17 protein-coding genes are annotated in these 15,921 nt (G+C 74.5%); 13 read left to right on the plus strand and 4 right to left on the minus strand.

What is annotated here, in order from left to right:
* Positions 1–106: 106 nt before the first annotated feature.
* The 9 genes from ABD223_RS16085 (at position 107) to ABD223_RS16125 (ending at position 9,455) form a co-directional block, all read left to right on the plus strand.
* Positions 107–1,081 carry a Bug family tripartite tricarboxylate transporter substrate binding protein gene (locus ABD223_RS16085; protein WP_344037036.1) on the plus strand — a complete coding sequence of 325 codons (975 nt, stop codon included), beginning with the start codon at positions 107–109 and terminating at the stop codon, positions 1,079–1,081.
* Entirely contained in the window at positions 1,078–1,629 is a 552-nt protein-coding gene (locus ABD223_RS16090; RefSeq protein ID WP_344037038.1) for a tripartite tricarboxylate transporter TctB family protein, read from the plus strand. Before ABD223_RS16085 ends, ABD223_RS16090 begins: the two co-directional genes overlap by 4 nt.
* Entirely contained in the window at positions 1,622–3,130 is a 1,509-nt protein-coding gene (locus ABD223_RS16095; RefSeq protein ID WP_344037040.1) for a tripartite tricarboxylate transporter permease, read from the plus strand. Before ABD223_RS16090 ends, ABD223_RS16095 begins: the two co-directional genes overlap by 8 nt.
* 237 nt (positions 3,131–3,367) lie before the next feature.
* A complete protein-coding gene (kdd, locus tag ABD223_RS16100; protein WP_344037041.1) occupies positions 3,368–4,384 on the plus strand; it encodes an L-erythro-3,5-diaminohexanoate dehydrogenase in 1,017 nt (338 codons plus the stop codon).
* A gap of 56 nt (positions 4,385–4,440) precedes the next feature.
* Positions 4,441–5,940 (plus strand): amidohydrolase, encoded by a 1,500-nt coding sequence (locus ABD223_RS16105; protein WP_344037273.1) that lies wholly within the window; start codon positions 4,441–4,443, stop codon positions 5,938–5,940.
* A 59-nt stretch (positions 5,941–5,999) separates the two neighbouring features.
* The gene (gene kamD / locus ABD223_RS16110; RefSeq protein ID WP_344037043.1) at positions 6,000–7,664 is read left to right on the plus strand and encodes a lysine 5,6-aminomutase subunit alpha; all 1,665 of its coding nucleotides are present in this window, start codon (positions 6,000–6,002) and stop codon (positions 7,662–7,664) included.
* On the plus strand, positions 7,661–8,407 hold the full coding sequence (gene kamE / locus ABD223_RS16115; RefSeq protein ID WP_344037045.1) for a lysine 5,6-aminomutase subunit beta: 747 nt from the start codon (positions 7,661–7,663) through the stop codon (positions 8,405–8,407). The genes kamD and kamE overlap by 4 nt, the downstream gene beginning before the upstream one ends.
* On the plus strand, positions 8,404–8,790 hold the full coding sequence (gene kal / locus ABD223_RS16120; RefSeq protein ID WP_344037047.1) for a 3-aminobutyryl-CoA ammonia lyase: 387 nt from the start codon (positions 8,404–8,406) through the stop codon (positions 8,788–8,790). Before kamE ends, kal begins: the two co-directional genes overlap by 4 nt.
* 83 nt (positions 8,791–8,873) lie before the next feature.
* Positions 8,874–9,455, plus strand: coding sequence for a DinB family protein (locus ABD223_RS16125; protein ID WP_344037049.1), 582 nt, complete (start codon positions 8,874–8,876; stop codon positions 9,453–9,455).
* 4 nt (positions 9,456–9,459) lie between these two features.
* On the opposite strand, the gene ABD223_RS16130 is transcribed toward ABD223_RS16125, so the two are convergent.
* Both ABD223_RS16130 and ABD223_RS16135 read right to left on the minus strand, forming a co-directional pair.
* Positions 9,460–10,665, minus strand: a complete 1,206-nt coding sequence (locus tag ABD223_RS16130; RefSeq protein ID WP_344037050.1) for an MFS transporter — start codon at positions 10,663–10,665, stop codon at positions 9,460–9,462.
* A 96-nt stretch (positions 10,666–10,761) separates the two neighbouring features.
* Positions 10,762–11,163, minus strand: a complete 402-nt coding sequence (locus tag ABD223_RS16135; protein WP_344037051.1) for a hypothetical protein — start codon at positions 11,161–11,163, stop codon at positions 10,762–10,764.
* Positions 11,164–11,231: 68 nt separating this feature from the next.
* Between ABD223_RS16135 and ABD223_RS16140 the strand changes: the two genes are divergently transcribed.
* Positions 11,232–11,585, plus strand: coding sequence for a GntR family transcriptional regulator (locus ABD223_RS16140; RefSeq protein WP_344037052.1), 354 nt, complete (start codon positions 11,232–11,234; stop codon positions 11,583–11,585).
* Between the two features lie 22 nt (positions 11,586–11,607).
* Complete coding sequence (locus ABD223_RS16145; protein ID WP_344037053.1) at positions 11,608–12,354, plus strand: TetR/AcrR family transcriptional regulator; 747 nt, start codon at positions 11,608–11,610, stop codon at positions 12,352–12,354.
* Here ABD223_RS16145 and ABD223_RS16150 read toward each other — a convergent pair.
* On the minus strand, positions 12,348–12,533 hold the full coding sequence (locus tag ABD223_RS16150; protein WP_344037054.1) for a PspC domain-containing protein: 186 nt from the start codon (positions 12,531–12,533) through the stop codon (positions 12,348–12,350). The two genes, ABD223_RS16145 and ABD223_RS16150, sit on opposite strands and share 7 nt — an antisense overlap.
* A 328-nt stretch (positions 12,534–12,861) precedes the next feature.
* Here ABD223_RS16150 and lnt point away from each other — a divergent pair, with 328 nt between their 5' ends.
* Together lnt and ABD223_RS16160 are read left to right on the plus strand one after the other, a co-directional pair.
* A complete protein-coding gene (gene lnt, locus ABD223_RS16155; protein ID WP_344037055.1) occupies positions 12,862–14,484 on the plus strand; it encodes an apolipoprotein N-acyltransferase in 1,623 nt (540 codons plus the stop codon).
* The gene (locus tag ABD223_RS16160; RefSeq protein ID WP_344037056.1) at positions 14,459–15,259 is read left to right on the plus strand and encodes a polyprenol monophosphomannose synthase; all 801 of its coding nucleotides are present in this window, start codon (positions 14,459–14,461) and stop codon (positions 15,257–15,259) included. The genes lnt and ABD223_RS16160 overlap by 26 nt, the downstream gene beginning before the upstream one ends.
* 110 nt (positions 15,260–15,369) lie before the next feature.
* Here the strand turns inward: ABD223_RS16160 and ABD223_RS16165 are convergent, their stop codons facing one another.
* Positions 15,370–15,714 (minus strand): RNA polymerase-binding protein RbpA, encoded by a 345-nt coding sequence (locus ABD223_RS16165; protein ID WP_344037057.1) that lies wholly within the window; start codon positions 15,712–15,714, stop codon positions 15,370–15,372.
* Positions 15,715–15,921 lie beyond the last annotated feature (207 nt).

Genomic DNA, 15,921 nt, shown 5'->3' on the forward strand with positions numbered 1-15,921 from the left:
GCCCCTGTTCACCCGTTCGTGGCTCTTAGCGTTCGCGGCCACCGACGGCGACGGCGCCGGTCGGGAGACGGCCGGGCGGCGCCCGGGGTGGAACACGGAGGACCTGATGGCAGGACGACGCACCCGACTCCTCGCGACCGCGGTCGCCGCGGGCCTGGCGCTCGCGGGCTGCGGTGGCGGCGGCACGGCGAGCGGCGACATCGACCGGCTGGAGATCATGGCCCCGGCCGACCCGGGCGGCGGCTGGGACCAGACCGCCCGGTCGATGCAGGCGGCGATCACCGGCTCCGAGCTGGTCGACTCCGTGCAGGTCAGCAACGTCGGCGGCGCGGGCGGCACGGTGGGCCTCCAGAAGCTGGCCAACGAGCGCTCCGAGTCCTACCTGATGATCACCGGCCTGGTCATGGTCGGCGCGGTGGAGACCGCCGGCGTGGACAAGCGCCTGGAGGACACCACCCCCATCGCCCGGTTGACCGCCGAGGACGAGGTCGTGGTGGTCCCGGCCGACTCGCCGCACCGGACCATCGAGGACCTGCTGGCCGCCGTCGACGAGAAGGGCCAGGGCGTGTCGATCACCGGCGGCTCGGCCGGCGGCACCGACCACATCCTGGCCGCCATGCTGCTCAAGGCCAAGGGCATCGACCCGGCCAAGCTCAACTACATCGCCTACTCCGGCGGCGGCGAGTCGCTGGCGGCTCTGCTGGGCGGCCAGGTCGACGCGGGCATCTCCGGTGTCGGCGAGTACCTGGAGCAGATCAAGGCGGGCAAGCTGCGCGCCCTGGGCACCTCCGGCCCCAAGGAGCACCCCGAGGTCAAGGCGCCGACCTTCAAGACCCTCGGCACGGGCGTCGAGCTGATCAACTGGCGCGGCGTGGTCGCGCCCGGCTCCATCTCGGTGGAGGCCAAGGAGCGGCTGGTCAAGCTGGTCACCGACATGCACGCCGGCCCGCAGTGGCAGGACGAGCTCAAGAAGCGCGGCTGGACCGACACCTTCCAGACCGGCCACGACTTCAACACCTTCCTGACCACCGAGATCGGCCGCATCAAGCCGATCCTGGAGGAAATCGGCCTGGTCAAGTGACCGCCCCCGGTTCCGCGCCCGACGTCGGGCCGGTCGCCGGCCCGCCGCGGGCGCGCACGGCCGCCAAGGTCGAGGAGGGCGCGTTCGCCGCGCTGGTCGTGGCGCTGGGGGTGTTCACCCTGCTGGAGACCCCCGCGATCCCCGCGGCCGGTCAGGCCGGGACGGTGGGGCCGCGCGCCTTCCCGTACGCGGTCGGCGCGCTGCTGCTGGCCACCGGGCTGGCGACGCTGGTGGCCGTGCTGCGCGGCAGGCTCGGCCCGGCCGAGGACGCCGAGGACGTCGACCCGTCGGCCCGCACCGACTGGCTCACCGTGGCCAAGCTGGTCGCGGTGCTGGTGGCGCACCTGGTGCTGATCGAGCCGGTCGGCTGGCCGGTCGCGGGCGCGGTGCTGTTCCTGGGCGCGGCCTGGACGCTGGGCGCGGTGTGGTGGAAGGCGCTGCCGGTCGCGGTGGTGCTGGCGCTGGTGGCGCAGGTCGTGTTCGCCTCCGGGTTGGGCCTGTCGCTGCCCGCCGGGATCTTCGAGGGGGTGCCGTTGCTCGATGGGTGACTGGGCCGCCCTGCTGGAGGGCTTCGCGACCGCCGCGCAGCCCGAGTACCTGCTCTACGCCCTGTTGGGCGTCACCCTCGGCACGGCCGTCGGTGTGCTGCCGGGCATCGGACCGGCCATGACCGTGGCGCTGCTGCTGCCGCTGACCTACTCCCTGGAGCCCGCGGCCGCGCTGATCATCTTCGCGGGCATCTACTACGGGGGCATGTACGGCGGGTCGACCACCTCGATCCTGCTCAACACCCCCGGCGAGTCGTCCTCGATCGTCACCGCGCTGGAGGGCAACCGGATGGCGCGGGCCGGGCGCGGCGCGGCGGCGCTGGCCACCGCGGCCATCGGGTCGTTCGTGGCGGGCACCATCGCCACGCTGCTGCTCACCGCCCTGGCCCCGACCATCGCCGAGTACGCGGTGAAGCTGGGCCCGGCGGACTACGTGGCGCTGATGGTGGTGGCGTTCACCACGGTCGCCGCGCTGCTGGGGGCCTCCCCGGTGCGGGGCCTGGCGTCGCTGTCGGCCGGCCTGTTCCTGGGCCTGGTCGGCACCGACACGCTCACCGGGCAGCAGCGGTTCACCCTCGGGGTGTCCACGCTGTCGGACGGCATCGACGTGGTGGTGGTCGCGGTCGGCGTGTTCGCCGTCGGCGAGGCGCTGTACGTGGCGGCCCGGCTGCGGCACGGCCCGATCGAGGTGGTGCCGGTCGACGGCAAGTGGATGGACCGGGAGTTCTGGCGGCGCTCGTGGAAGCCGTGGCTGCGCGGCACCGCCATCGGCTTCCCGATCGGCACGGTGCCCGCGGGTGGCGCGGACGTGTCGACGTTCCTGTCCTACGCGGCGGAGAAGAAGCTGTCGAAGCGGCCCGAGGAGTTCGGGCGCGGCGCCATCGAGGGCGTGGCCGGTCCGGAGGCCGCGAACAACGCCGCGGCCGCCGGGGTGCTGGTGCCGCTGCTGACCCTGGGCCTGCCGACCACCGCGACCGCGGCGGTCATCGTGGCCGCGTTCCAGAGCTACGGCATCCAGCCGGGCCCGCTGCTGTTCACGCAGGACTCGGCGCTGGTGTGGGCGCTGATCGCGTCGCTGTACCTGGGCAACGTGATGCTGCTGGTGCTCAACCTGCCGCTGGTGCGGATCTGGGTGAAGGTGCTGCGCATCCCCCGGCCCTACCTGTACGCGGGGATCCTGCTGTTCGCCGCGCTGGGCACCTACTCGGTGAACTTCGTGGCGGACGACCTGGTGGTGCTGCTGGTGGTGGGCCTGGTCGGGTTCTTCATGCGCCGCCACGGCTACCCGGTGGCGCCGCTGGTGGTGGGGCTGATCCTGGGTCCGATGGCCGAGGAGCAGGTGCGCCGCACCCTCCAGATCAGCCAGGGCGAGCTGTCGGCGCTGGTGACCAGCCCGTTCGCGGCCGCGGCCTACGTGCTGCTGGCGGTGGCGCTGGTGACCGCGGCGGTGCTGCGGCTGCGGCGGCGATCCGCCCGGCCGGCGGCGGCGCCGCCCGCCTGAGACGGGTGCGCCGGGGATCCCGACCGCGGGGTCCCCGGCGCGTTCGGCGGTCAGGTGCCCAGCGTGCGCACCACGCGCGCGGGGTTGCCGACCGCGACGACGTCGGCGGGCAGGTCCCGGATCACCACGTCCTCGCTGTCGTTCATGCCCACGAGCCTACGGCTGCGGTCTCTTGCGCAAGATTGACACTTCGCGTGAAGATATCCGGGTCGCACTGTCCTGGACCGAAGGATTTCCATGACTTCGCCGTATGGTCTGCACCGCGTCCTGGAACCCGCGGGCGTGCTGCCGCAGCAGGCGTGGCGGCTGGACGCCACCCCGGTGTGCGGGCCGGACGAGGTCCTGGTCGACGTGGAGCGGCTCAACCTCGACGCCGCCTCCTACCGGCAGTTGCGCGAGGCGCACGGCGTGGCCGGGGTGCGGCGGGCGGTGCTGGACATCGTCGCCGAGCGCGGCAAGGTGCAGAACCCGGTGACCGGGTCGGGCGGCATGCTGCTGGGCGTGGTGCGCGAGGTCGGCCCGGACTCGCCGCTGGGCCTGCGCGCCGGGCAGCGCATCGCCACCCTGGTCTCGCTCACCCTCACCCCGCTGCGCATCACCGACGACCTGGAGCGCTGGGACGGCGCGGACGAGCAGGCGCCCTGCGCGGGCACCGCGGTGCTGTTCGGCCGCTCCATCGCCGCCGTGCTGCCCGACGACCTGCCCGACGCGCTGGCGCTGTCGGTGCTCGACGTGTGCGGCGCGCCCGCCCTGACCGACCGGGTGGTGCGCCGCCGCGACGCCCGCTCGGTGCTGGTGCTGGGCGGCGGCGGCAAGTCGGGGTCGCTGTCGCTGGCCGCCGCCCGCCGCGCCGGGGCCGACCGCCTGGTGGCGCTGGTGCCCACCGACCGCGAGGCCGCCGCGGTGCGCGCCGCCGGGCTGGCCGACGAGGTGGTCGTCGCCGACGCCCGCGACCCGGTCGCCGTGGCCGCCGCGGTGGGCGAGCCCGTCGAGGTGACCGTGGTGTGCGTGGACGTGCCCGGCTGCGAGCACGGCGCCATCCTCGCCACCGCCGCCGGCGGCACCGTGGTGTTCTTCTCCATGGCCACCTCCTTCCCGGCCGCCGCGCTGGGCGCCGAGGGCCTGGCCGCGGACGTGGAGATGCTCGTCGGCAACGGCTACGTGCCTGGTCACGCCGCGTTCGCCCTGGACCTGGTGCGCACCGAGCCTGCCGTGCGCGGCCTGTTCGAGCACAGGCAGACTCAGCAGGCGTGACTACTCTTCTCGTGGGCGGGCGCATCCACAGCCCGAGCAACCCCGACGCCACCGCGATGGCCGTGACCGACGGCACCGTGGTGTGGCTGGGGCAGGACTCCGTCGGCCGCGCCCTGCACCCCGGCGCCGAGGTCGTCGACCTGGGCGGCGCGTTCGTCGCGCCCGCTTTCGTGGACGCCCACGTGCACGCCACCTCCGCCGGCCTGCTGCTCACCGGCCTGGACCTGACCGGCTGCCGGTCGTCGCGCGAGCTGCTCGACGCCGTGCGCGCCGCCGAGGGGCCGCTGGTGTGGGGCCACGGCTGGGACGAGACGCGGTGGCCCGACCGGCGGCCCCCGACGCGCGCCGAGCTGGACGAGGCCGCCGGCGGCAAGCGCGTCTACCTCTCCCGCGTCGACGTCCACTCGGCCCTGGCCTCCACCGCCCTGCTGGACCTGGCGCCCGCGGCCCGCGACGCCGACGGCTTCTCGCCCGACGGGCCGCTGTCCCGCGCCGCCCACCACCACGTGCGCGGCGCGGCCAGGGACGCCATCCCCGCCGACCGGCGCCGCGCGGCCCAGGCGGCGTTCCTGCGCCACGCCGCCTCCCGCGGCATCGCCTCCGTGCACGAGTGCGCCGGCCCCGACATCTCCGGCCTCGACGACCTGGCCGACCTGCTGGCCACCGACCTGCTCGACGTCGTCGGCTACTGGGGCGGCCCCGAGCCGGTCGACCTGCCCGTGCGCGGCCTGGCGGGCGACCTGTTCGTCGACGGCGCGCTGGGGTCGCGCACCGCCGCCCTGTGCTCGCCCTACGCGGACGCGCCCGACACCTCCGGCGCCCTGTACCTGGACGCCGACGCCATCGCCGCCCACCTCGTGACCTGCACCCGGGCCGGGCTCCAGGGCGGCTTCCACGTCATCGGCGACGCCGCCGTGGCCGCGGTCGTCGAGGGCTTCGACCAGGCCGCCGCGGTCGTGGGCGCGCCCGCGCTGGCCGCCCGCAAGCACCGCCTCGAACACCTGGAGATGATCACCGCCGAGCAGGCGGCCAGGCTCGCCGCCTACGGCGTGGTCGCCTCGGTGCAGCCGCTGTTCGACCGCGAGTGGGGCGGCCCGGACGGCATGTACGCCCAGCGGCTGGGCGTCGAGCGGGGCACCGCGCTCAACCCGTTCTCCCGGCTCGCCGCGGCGGGCCTGGTGCTGGCGCTGGGCTCGGACGCGCCGGTGACCGCGGTGGACCCGTGGGCCGCGGTGCGCGCCGCGGCGCGCCACCGCACCGACGGCTCGGGCATCTCGCCGCGGGCGGCGTTCAACGCCCACACCCGCGGCGGCTGGCGCGCCGCCGGCGTCGACGACGGCCTCACCGGCACCCTCCAGCCCGGCGCGCCCGCCACCTACGCGGTGTGGGAGGCCGGCGAGCTGGAGGTCGCCGCCCCGGACTCGCGGGTGCAGCGCTGGTCGACCGACCCGCGCTCCCGGGTGCCCGCCCTGCCCGCGCTGGACGGGCCCGCGCCGACGTGCCTGCGCACCGTGCTGCGCGGGCGCACCGCGCACGACGCGGGAGTCCTGTCGTGAAGCCCTGCCGCGTGGCCGCCGCGACCCGCGCGAACCGATCCGCCGAGAGGACGTGAGACATGGCGCTGCTCGACCTGGACCCGCGCGTGGTGGCCGGGGCGCGTGCCCTGGCCGCGCGCGCCGCCGAACCGGTGGTGGCCCTGGCCAAGGCCCACACCACGGTGGCGGTCGAGCGCGCCACGCTCCGGCTGGCCGGCATCACCGGCGCGGACTCCACCCACCGCGCCGGCGACGTGCCGTGGGTCAACCGGGTCGTCGACACCGTGCGCGAGCACTGCGGCCTGGAGCACGGCGTCGCCCTGCCGGTCTTCCACGCCCTGCGCCGCCACGGCCTGCCCTCCCTGACCGAGCTGGCCGAGGCCACCGCCGCCGGGCAGGTCCGTTACGAGCTGCCCACCGGCCGCGACCGGGACCGCGCCCGCCGGGCCGCCACCGCCGCGGTCACCCGCGGCCTGCGCACCGTCGACCGCAACCGAGCGCAGCGCGACCGGCTGGTGGCCAGGCTGGGCGACCCGCCGCGGCGGCCGTGGATCTACCTGATCGTGGCCACCGGCGACATCGACGAGGACGTCGTGCAGGCGGGCAACGCGGCCCGCGCCGGCGCCGACGTCATCGCGGTCATCCGCTCCACCGGCCAGTCGCTGCTCGACTACGTGCCCGAGGGCGCCACCCACCACGGTTTCGCCGGCACCTACGCCACGCAGGAGAACTTCCGCATCATGCGGGCCGCGCTGGACGAGGTGTCCAAGGAGGTCGGCCGCTACGTGCGGCTGACCAACTACGCCTCGGGCCTGTGCATGCCCGAGATCGCCGTGCTGGCCGGGTTGCAGCGGCTGGACATGATGCTCAACGACTCGATGTACGGGATCCTGTTCCGCGACATCAACCCCGTGCGCACCTTCGTCGACCAGCGCTTCTCCCGGCAGGTCCACGCCCGCGCCGGGATCATCATCAACACCGGCGAGGACAACTACCTCACCACCGCCGACGCCGTGGACGCCGCCCACACCGTGACGGTGTCCCAGCTGCTCAACGAGCGCTTCGCCCACGAGGCCGGGCTGCCCGACCACCTGCTGGGCCTGGGCCACGCCTTCGAGATCAACCCGGCGGTGCCCGAGTCGTTCCGGCTGGAGCTGGCGCACGCGCTGCTGGCCCGCGAGCTGTTCCCGGACGCGCCGCTGAAGTGGATGCCGCCGACCAAGCACATGACCGGCGACGTGTTCCACGGCTACCTGCTCGACGGGTTCTTCAACCTCGCCGGCGTGCTCACCGGCCAGTCGATCCTGCTGGTCGGCATGATGACCGAGGCCGTGGTGACCCCGTTCCTGTCCGACCGGGACCTGGCGCTGGCCAACGTCCGCTACGTGCTGGGCGCGGCGGGCGGGCTGGCCGAGGACTTCCGGCCCGCGCCGGACGGGTTCATCGCCCAGCGCGCCCACCAGGTCCTGGGCGAGGCGGTGGACCTGCTGGGGCGCATCGTCGACCGGGGTCTGCTGACCGCCATCGCCGAGGGCACCTTCGGCCTGATGAAGCGCCCCGCCGACGGCGGCAGGGGCGCCGACGGCGTGGTGGAGAAGGCGGAGGACTACGTCAACCCGGCGGCGGAGCTGCTGGAGGCCGGGCTGACCGGCGCCACGCCGGAACAGCCGGAACCGGAACAGCCAAGTTCGGGACAGCCAGGTCCAGGGCGGCCGGGTTCGGGGCGGGCGGGGGTGGCGCGGTGAGCAAGCGGCACGTGCGGCCCTACGGCGACACCACCGGCGACGGCATGGTGCAGACCTCGTTCACGCTGCCCGTGCCGTTCGGCCCCCGCGCCGACGGCGCGGCGCAGCAGCTGGCCAACAAGATGGGCATCGACCCGGCGATGGTGGTGCACTCCCACCCCATCGGCGCGGACTTCACCTTCTTCGTCGTCTACGGCTCGGTGCGCCACGTCGTGGACCTGGACGAGGTGCGGGTGGTGGAGCGGGAGTACCCGCTGCTCTCGCCCTCGGAGGTCAACGGGGCGCTGAAGAAGCTGCTGCGGCGCAAGCTGGTGGTGGTGGGCGGCTGCATCGGCACCGACGCGCACACCGTGGGCATCGACGCGATCCTCAACGTCAAGGGCTTCGCCGGGGAGAAGGGCCTGGAGTACTACCGGGAGCTGCGGGTGGTGAACCTGGGCGCGCAGGTGTCGGTGCCGGAGCTGGTGCGCAAGGCCCGCGCGGAGAAGGCCGACGCGGTGCTGGTGTCGCAGGTGGTGACCCAGCGCGACGCGCACGTGCTCAACACCCGGGAGATGTCGGCGGCGTTCCGGGAGGCCATGGGCGCGCGGCGGCCGCTGCTGGTCGCGGGCGGACCCCGGTTCGACCCGCTGATGGCGGACGAGCTGGGCGTGGACCGGGTGTTCGGGCGCGGCACCACGCCCGGTGAGGTCGCCAGCTACCTGGTGCACGCGGTGCGGTCCAAGCGGAAGGAGAACGCGTGAGCCCGACCGAGGGTTTCGCCGTCACCCATCGGCGGTACGTGCCCCACTCGCACGCCCACTACGGGGGCAGCCTCGTGGACGGCGCGTACGGGCTGGGCCTGTTCGGCGACGTGGCCACGGAGCTGCTGATCCGCACCGACGCCGACGAGGGGCTGTTCGCGGGCTACTCCGCCGTGGAGTTCCTGGCCCCGGTCCGGGCCGGTGACGTGCTGGAGGCCACCGCCACCCTGGTCCGGGTGGGCACCCGGTCGAGGGAGCTGGAGTTCGAGCTGCGCGTGGTGTGCCGGTCGGCGCCCGAGCGGGGCCCGTCGGCGGCCGACGTGCTCGACCCGCCGGTGGTGGCCACGCGGGCGCGGGGCACGGTGGTCGCGCCGCCGAGGTGACCGCCGCGTCGATCCTGGGCCGGTGATCGAGGGCTGCCGATCGAGGGCGGTAGTCGTCCGCGATGGGTCCTAGCGTCGGCGTCATGGGCACCGACACGCGCATCGACTGGACCTCGCAGCTGGTCGACCAGCTGGACTGGCACTGGCAGCACCACCTGCGGCCCCGGCTGGACGGCCTGGGCGACGAGGAGTACGCGTGGGAGCCGGTCGCCGGGTGCTGGAGCGTGCGGCCCCGCGGCGCGTCCACCGCGCCGATGGCGGTGGGCGGCGGGGACCTCGTGCTGGAGTTCGCGGTGCCCGAACCGGTCCCGGCCCCGGTCACGACCATCTCCTGGCGGCTGGCGCACCTCGTCGTCGGCGTGCTCGGCGCGCGGGCGGCCTCCCACTTCGGCGGCCCGCCGGTGGGCTACGAGACCTTCGACTACCCGGCCACCGCGGCGGGGGCGCTGGCGCGGCTGGACGAGGCCTACGCGCGGTGGCGCGACGGGGTGGCGGGGCTGGGGGAGCGGGACCTGGCGCGACCGTGCGGTCCGGCGGAGGGCCCGTACGCGGAGCACCCGCTGGCGGCGCTGGTGCTGCACGTCAACCGGGAGGTGCTGCACCACGGCGCGGAGGTGCTGCTGCTGCGCGACCTCTACCGGCACGGCGCGGCGTCCCGGTCCTGACGGGTCAGGGCACGGTGACGCCGGGGTCGGCCGGGGCGCGGCGGGGCAGCAGCAGCGGGGTGGCCAGCAGCAGCACCCCGGCGACGCCGATGGCGACGCGGGAACCGGCGAGGGCGGCCAGCAGGCCGCCCAGGGCGGTGACGGCCGCGGTGGTGAGCCTGGTGGTGATCATCCACGCGGCCAGGGTGCGGGCGACGAGGTCGGGCGGCAGCCGGTCGAGCCGGTAGGCGGCGAACACCGGGTTGAACACGCCCGCGCTGGTGATCAGGGCGAGTTCGACCGCGATCACCAGCACCAGGCCGCCGGGCCCGGGGTGGACGAGCACCAGCCCGACCGACCAGCACGCGCGCAGCGCCCCGGAGACCAGCAGGACGCGGTGCGTGCCGAACCGGGCGACCAGGCGACGGGACAGCCGCGAGCCGACCAGGCCGCCGACGCAGGGCGCGGCGAACGCCAGGCCGTACTGCCAGGCGGTGAACCCCAGCTCGCCGAGCATCAGCACCGCCAGCAGCGGCGAGGACGCCATGATCAGGGCGTTGACCAGGGCGGTGTTGAGCAGCAGCGGCCGCAGCGCCGGGTGGGTCAGCGCGTGCCGCCAGCCCTCGACCAGGTCGCCGGCCCGGGGCGCGCCGGTGCGGACCGGACTGGGTTCGCCGCCGCCGATCGCGCCGAGCCCGGTCGCCGAGAGCAGGTGGCTCGCCGCGTTGACCACGACCGTGGTCACCGGCCCGAACAGGCCGAACGCGGCGCCGCCCAGCGGTGGTCCCAGCGCGGTGGCGGTCCAGGCGGTGGATTCCAGGCGGGCGGTGGCGGTGAGCAGGTCGCGGGGCGCCACCAGCGACTTGAGGTAGGCGCCGGACGCGGCCTGGAAGGCGATGTCGGCCGCGGCCACCACGACCGCGACGACGAGCAGGTGGGCGTAGCCGAGCCGGTCGAGCGCGAACGCGACGGGCACGCTGCCCACGGCCGCGCACCGCAGCAGGTCCATCGCCACCATGACCGGCCGCTTGCGCCGGAACTCCAGCCACGACGCCAGCGGCACCGCCACCGCCGCGCCCGCGGCCAGCCCCGCGGCGGCCAGCGCCGACACCTGAGCCGGCCCGGCGTGGAGCACGAGGACCGCGATCAGGGGCAGGGCGTCGAAGGCGAACCGCGTGCCGAACGCGTTGACCGCGTAGGACGCCCACAACCACCCGAACCGCCGCCCCACCGCTGCCCCCTCGCGCCCGACCGGGTGTCCCGGAGATCCAACCGGGTGGGCGGGGCGTTGATCAACCGGCGGTCGGCGGCGGCGGTCCCGTCGGTCTCAGCCGTCCACGTCGTCCGCGTCGAGGCAGGCGTCGGTGAGGTTGACCCGGTGCTCGTGGCGCAGCCGGTCGGCCAGGTCGGCGGGGTCGACGCCGAAGGCCTCGACGACCCGCAGCGACGCCGGGGTCAGCGCCGTGCCCTCGGGGTCGGAGGCGCCGGTGAGCATCCGGTGGTTGTCGGCCTTGGTGCGCTGTTCGCGGACCTCGCGCACGCTCGGGTCGCCGCGCAGCCGGTCGGCGGCCGCGCGCATGTCCTCGTCGGTGCCGAACAGCAGTCGCAGGTCGGTGCAGTAGGCCGTGGGTTCGCCGGTCACGCGCTGGCGCGCCGGCAGCGCCACCACCGCGGCGGCGGCCAGGGCGAGGGCCGTCGCCGCCGCGAGCAGCCGAACCGCGGGGGGCATGGACAAACCCTGCCACCGACCGTGGTGGCACGGCGACTCGGCGGTCGCGCTCTGCCACTATCGACGGTGTGATCCGCATCGACCCGGCCTCCACCGCGCCGCCCTACGAACAGGTGCGGTCCCAGTTGGCCCGCAAGATCACCGATCGCGAGCTGGCCGCCGGCGCCCGGTTGCCCACGGTGCGCGCGCTGGCCGCGGAACTGGGCATCGCGGTCAACACCGTGGCCCGCGCCTACCGCGAGCTGGAGGAGGCGGGTCTCATCGAGACCCGCGGCAGAGCCGGCACCGTGGTCAGCGCCGCGGGCGAGCGCAGCCGGGAACGGGTGCTGCGCGCGGCCCGCGCCTACGCGGCCACGGCGCGCGAGCAGGGCCTGACCGCGGAGGAGGCGCTGGAGATCGTGCGGGCCGCGTTGGCCGGCTAGACCCCACGTAGGGTGATCGCCCGTGGCGACCGAACGCGGCGGTGACCCGGCCCGGACCCTGGCGGTGCTGTGGCGCACCCACGAGCGCGCCGCGCGCAAGGACCTCGGGGTGGACCGCATCGTGGCGGCGGCGGTGGAGCTGGCCGACGCGGAGGGCCTGGGCGCGCTGTCGATGCGGCGGGTGGCCGACCGGCTCGGCGTGGGCACCATGTCGCTGTACACGCACGTGCCGGGCAAGTCGGAGCTGCTCGACGCGATGGTGGACGCGGTGCAGGCGGAGACCGCCCGTCCGCCCCACGAGCCCGGCGGGTGGCGGTCCGGGCTGGCCGCGATCGCGCGGGAGAACTGGTCGCTGCACCTGCGCCACCCGTGGTTGTTGGAGGTGGTGGCGCACCGGGCGGTGCTGGGGCCGAACGTGGTGGCCAAGTACGACTACGAGCTGCGCGCCGTGGACGGCATCGGGTTGACCGACGTGGAGATGGACTCGGTGCTCAACCTGGTGCTGGCGCACGTGCGGTCGGCCGCGCGGGTCGCGGTGGAGGCCGAGCTGGTGCGCCGGAGCACGGGCCTGACCGACGAGCAGTGGTGGCGGGCCGCCGCGCCGTTCCTGGCCGCGGTGCTCGACCCCGACCACTTCCCGCTGGCGGCCCGCGTGGGCGCCGCGGCCGGCGAGGAGCACGGCGCGGCCTACCACGGCGAGCACGCGTTCACCTTCGGCCTGGAACGCGTGCTGGACGGCATCGAGGCGCTGGTGCGGTCCCGTCAGTAGGGCCGCTTGGGCATCATCACCCACAGCACGAGGTAGACGAGGAACTGCGGTCCCGGCAGCAGGCAGGACACGACGAACAACAGCCGGACGGTGTTGGGCTTCCACCCGTAGCGCGCGGCCAGCCCGGCGCACACACCCGCGATCACCTTCTGGTTCTGCGGCCTGGTCAACGTGGTCATGACTCCACCATCCCCGCGTTCGAGTCCCCTGGCATCGGTGACGACCCTGATTTACCCCCGGCGGCGGGCTCGCAATCCCAGGGCAACCATTCCTTGATCAACACGTCGCGGTGGCAGGACCGCCCTGTCAGGGGTCACCCGGTCGTGTCAGCGGCATGGAGCCGGACCGGCGGGTGGGGGAGTGGTGCACCCGTGGCGGGTGGAGGCGGATCTCACGCCGATCGCCTACCGCTACCGCGTCGGGTGAACACCGCTCTCCCCGAACACCGCCCGCGTCGAGGGTCGCCCGCGCTGCGGGGCGCCGTGGGCGGGCTCGTAGGCTGATCTGGTGGTCGCACCGATCGTGGCGCCGGGATCGCCCGCCGCCGACGCCCCCGCTCCCCGCCGCCGGTACGTGGGCGGCGCGTTGTCGCAGGTGGTGTTGGCCGCCGCCGGTGGGGTGGCGGTCTACCTGAGCTTCCCGCCGCGCACGGCGTGGTGGTTGGCGCCGCTGGGGTTCGCCGTGCTGGGGGTGCTGCTGCACGGGCGGCGGGCGCGGGTCGGGTTCGGGTTGGGGCTGGTGTGGGGGCTGGGGTTCACGGTGCCGCTGTTGCGGTGGACCGGTGAGTTCGTGGGCGTGGTCGCGTGGTTGCCGCTGGCGTTGATGTGCGCGGCGCTGATCGCGGTGGGCGCGGCGGTGGTGGCGCTGGTGTCGCGGCTGCCGGGCGCGCCGGTGTGGATGGCCCTGGTGTGGGTGGCCGACGAGGCGTTGCGGTCGGTGTTCCCGTTCGGCGGGTTCCCGTGGGGCAAGATCGCGTTCGGGCAGCCGGAGGGCTGGTACCTGCCGCTGGCCTCGGTGGGCGGGGCGCCGCTGGTGGGGTTCGCGGTGGCGTTGACGGGGTTCGGCGCGGCGCACCTGGTGCGCGCGCGCCCGGTCCGCGGGCGGTGGCGTGCGGCGGTGTGGGTGGTGCTGCCGCTGGCGGCGGGTCCGGTGGTGGCCCCGTTGGCGCGGGTCGAGCCGTCCGGGGGGACGGCGGTGGTGGCGGCGGTGCAGGGCAACGTGCCGCGCGCGGGCCTGGACTTCAACGCCCAGCGGCGGGCGGTGCTGGACAACCACGTCGCGCGGACCCTCCAGCTGGCCGAGGACGTGCGGGCGGGCCGGGTGCGCAAGCCCGACCTGGTGATCTGGCCGGAGAACGCCTCCGACATCGACCCGTTCCGCAACGCCGACGCCGCGGCGCAGATCCAGCGCGCGGTGGCGTCGATCGACGCGCCCATCGCGGTCGGCGCGGTGCTGGTCGACCGGAGCGACAACCTGCCGCGCAACACCGTGGTGCTGTTCGAGCCGGGCCGGGGCGCCACCGACACCTACACCAAGCGGCAGCTCCAGCCGTTCGGGGAGACGATGCCCTACCGGGAGTTCTTCCGGATCTTCACCAGCGCGGTGGACCGGGCGAGCAACTTCCAGCCCGGCCACGACCCGGAGGGGTTCACCATGGCGGGGGTGCAGGTGGCGATCGACACCTGTTACGAGGTGGCGTTCGACGGGGTGGTGCGGGACTCGGTGCGGGCGGGGGCGGACCTGATCGCGATCCCGACCAACAACGCCACCTTCGGCTGGACGGAGATGACCTACCAGCAGCTGGCGATGTCGCGGGTGCGGGCGGTGGAGCACGGCCGGTCGGTGGTGGTGGCCGCGACCAGCGGGGTGAGCGCGATCGTGGCGCCGGACGGTTCGGTGACGCGGCGGACCGGCATGTTCACCCCGGACGCGCTGGTGTCCGAGGTCTCGTTGGGGCGGGAGGCTACGCTGGCGACCCGGCTCGGCGCGTGGCCCGAGTGGGTGATGACCGCCTTGGGCCTTTCGGCCGCGGCGTTCAGCCTGGCAATGAGACGACGACGATCGCGTCCGACCCCTGGTGCGGGTGTCGGCGAGGAGGAAACGGATGGCGGACCAGCAGGCGCGGCCTGACCACGAGCTCGGGCCGGTGCTGGTGGTGATCCCGACCTACAACGAGCGGGACAACATCACGAGGATCGTGAAGCGGCTGCACGCGGCCCTGCCCGGGGTGCACGCGCTCGTGGTGGACGACGGCAGCCCGGACGGCACCGGTCGGGTGGCCGACGAGATGGCGGCCGCCGACGACCGGGTCCACGTGATGCACCGCACGGAGAAGGCGGGTCTGGGCGCGGCCTACGTGGCCGGTTTCCGGTGGGCCCTGGAGCACGGCTACGCGGTGGTCGTGGAGATGGACGCCGACGGCTCGCACGCCCCGGAGGACCTGCCGCGCCTGCTGGACGCGCTGGGGTCGGCCGACCTGGTGCTGGGGTCGCGCTACGTGCCGGGCGGCAGCACGGTGAACTGGTCGAAGTCGCGGGAGCTGATCTCGCGGGGCGGGAACCTGTACTCGCAGCTGGCGCTGGGCGCGAAGGTCAAGGACATCACGGGCGGGTTCCGGGCGTTCCGCGCCGGGGTGCTGGAGCGGCTGAAGCTGAACACGGTGGCCTCGCAGGGCTACTGCTTCCAGATCGACCTGGCGTGGCGGGCGATCGAGCTGGGCTACCGGGTGGTGGAGGTGCCGATCACGTTCACCGAGCGGGAGATCGGCGAGTCGAAGATGAGCGGCAACATCGTGCGCGAGGCGTTGTGGCGGGTCACCAAGTGGGGTGTGCGGCGCCGGGCGACGCAGCTGCGGGGGCTGTTCGCGTCGAAGGCGGACACCGTGGGCGGCCGTCGGGCCCGGTGAAGTCGGACGCGGTGAAGTCGGACGCGGTGGGGTCGCGCTTCGACGCCCGGGTGCGCGGACGTGGAGGGGCCCGCCGGATCGTTCCGGCGGGCCCCTCCACGCGTGTCGGCTCAGGCGGTGCGGGTGCGCCGTCCCTTGAGCTCTTCCAGCCGCTCGTCGAGCAGCTCCTCCAGCTCCGGGATGGTGCGTCGTTCCAGCAGCATGTCCCAGTGGGTGCGCGGCGGCTTGATCTTCTTCGCCTCGGGCTCGGCGCCGTCGATGATCTTCGACTCCTGGCCGTGGAGCCGGCATTCCCAGGTGTGGGGGATCTCGGCGTCGTCGGAGAAGGGGACCTCGAAGTCGTGGCCCTTGGGGCAGGCGTACCGCACCGACCGGCGCGGGGCGAGGTCGTGATTGCGGTCGGTCTCGTAGCTGACAGCTCCGAGCCGGCTACCCCGTAGAACGCGGTCGGCCATGGCGGTGTCCTTTCGCTCGGCTCAGGGCGGTGCCCAGGCTTTGTTGCTACCGAGTGCAACGATCGGATTGCTCCGTTCGTTCCCGGTGTCACGGTCGTCGTAGCCCACAGTGACGTCTTTCACCTGTCAACGAAGGCTTCCTCCCTGGGGATGCAATCGCGGGCGGATCGTGACGCGTTATCCAGCTGCCGGATCAGTTCATCACAC

This window comes from Saccharothrix xinjiangensis (assembly GCF_039527585.1).
GTDB classification, from domain to species: Bacteria; Actinomycetota; Actinomycetes; order Mycobacteriales; family Pseudonocardiaceae; genus Actinosynnema; species Actinosynnema xinjiangensis.

Bases quoted from the DNA above. Each gene is read 5' to 3' on its own strand.
- ABD223_RS16085 (WP_344037036.1), top strand. From the start codon at position 107: ATGGCAGGACGACGCACCCGACTCCTCGCGACCGCGGTCGCCGCGGGC.
- ABD223_RS16095 (WP_344037040.1), top strand. From the start codon at position 1,622: ATGGGTGACTGGGCCGCCCTGCTGGAGGGCTTCGCGACCGCCGCGCAG.
- kdd (WP_344037041.1), top strand. From the start codon at position 3,368: ATGACTTCGCCGTATGGTCTGCACCGCGTCCTGGAACCCGCGGGCGTG.
- ABD223_RS16105 (WP_344037273.1), top strand. From the start codon at position 4,441: ATGGCCGTGACCGACGGCACCGTGGTGTGGCTGGGGCAGGACTCCGTC.
- kamD (WP_344037043.1), top strand. From the start codon at position 6,000: ATGGCGCTGCTCGACCTGGACCCGCGCGTGGTGGCCGGGGCGCGTGCC.
- ABD223_RS16125 (WP_344037049.1), top strand. From the start codon at position 8,874: ATGGGCACCGACACGCGCATCGACTGGACCTCGCAGCTGGTCGACCAG.
- ABD223_RS16135 (WP_344037051.1), bottom strand. From the start codon at position 11,163: ATGCCCCCCGCGGTTCGGCTGCTCGCGGCGGCGACGGCCCTCGCCCTG.
- ABD223_RS16150 (WP_344037054.1), bottom strand. From the start codon at position 12,533: ATGACCACGTTGACCAGGCCGCAGAACCAGAAGGTGATCGCGGGTGTG.
- ABD223_RS16160 (WP_344037056.1), top strand. From the start codon at position 14,459: ATGGCGGACCAGCAGGCGCGGCCTGACCACGAGCTCGGGCCGGTGCTG.
- ABD223_RS16165 (WP_344037057.1), bottom strand. From the start codon at position 15,714: ATGGCCGACCGCGTTCTACGGGGTAGCCGGCTCGGAGCTGTCAGCTAC.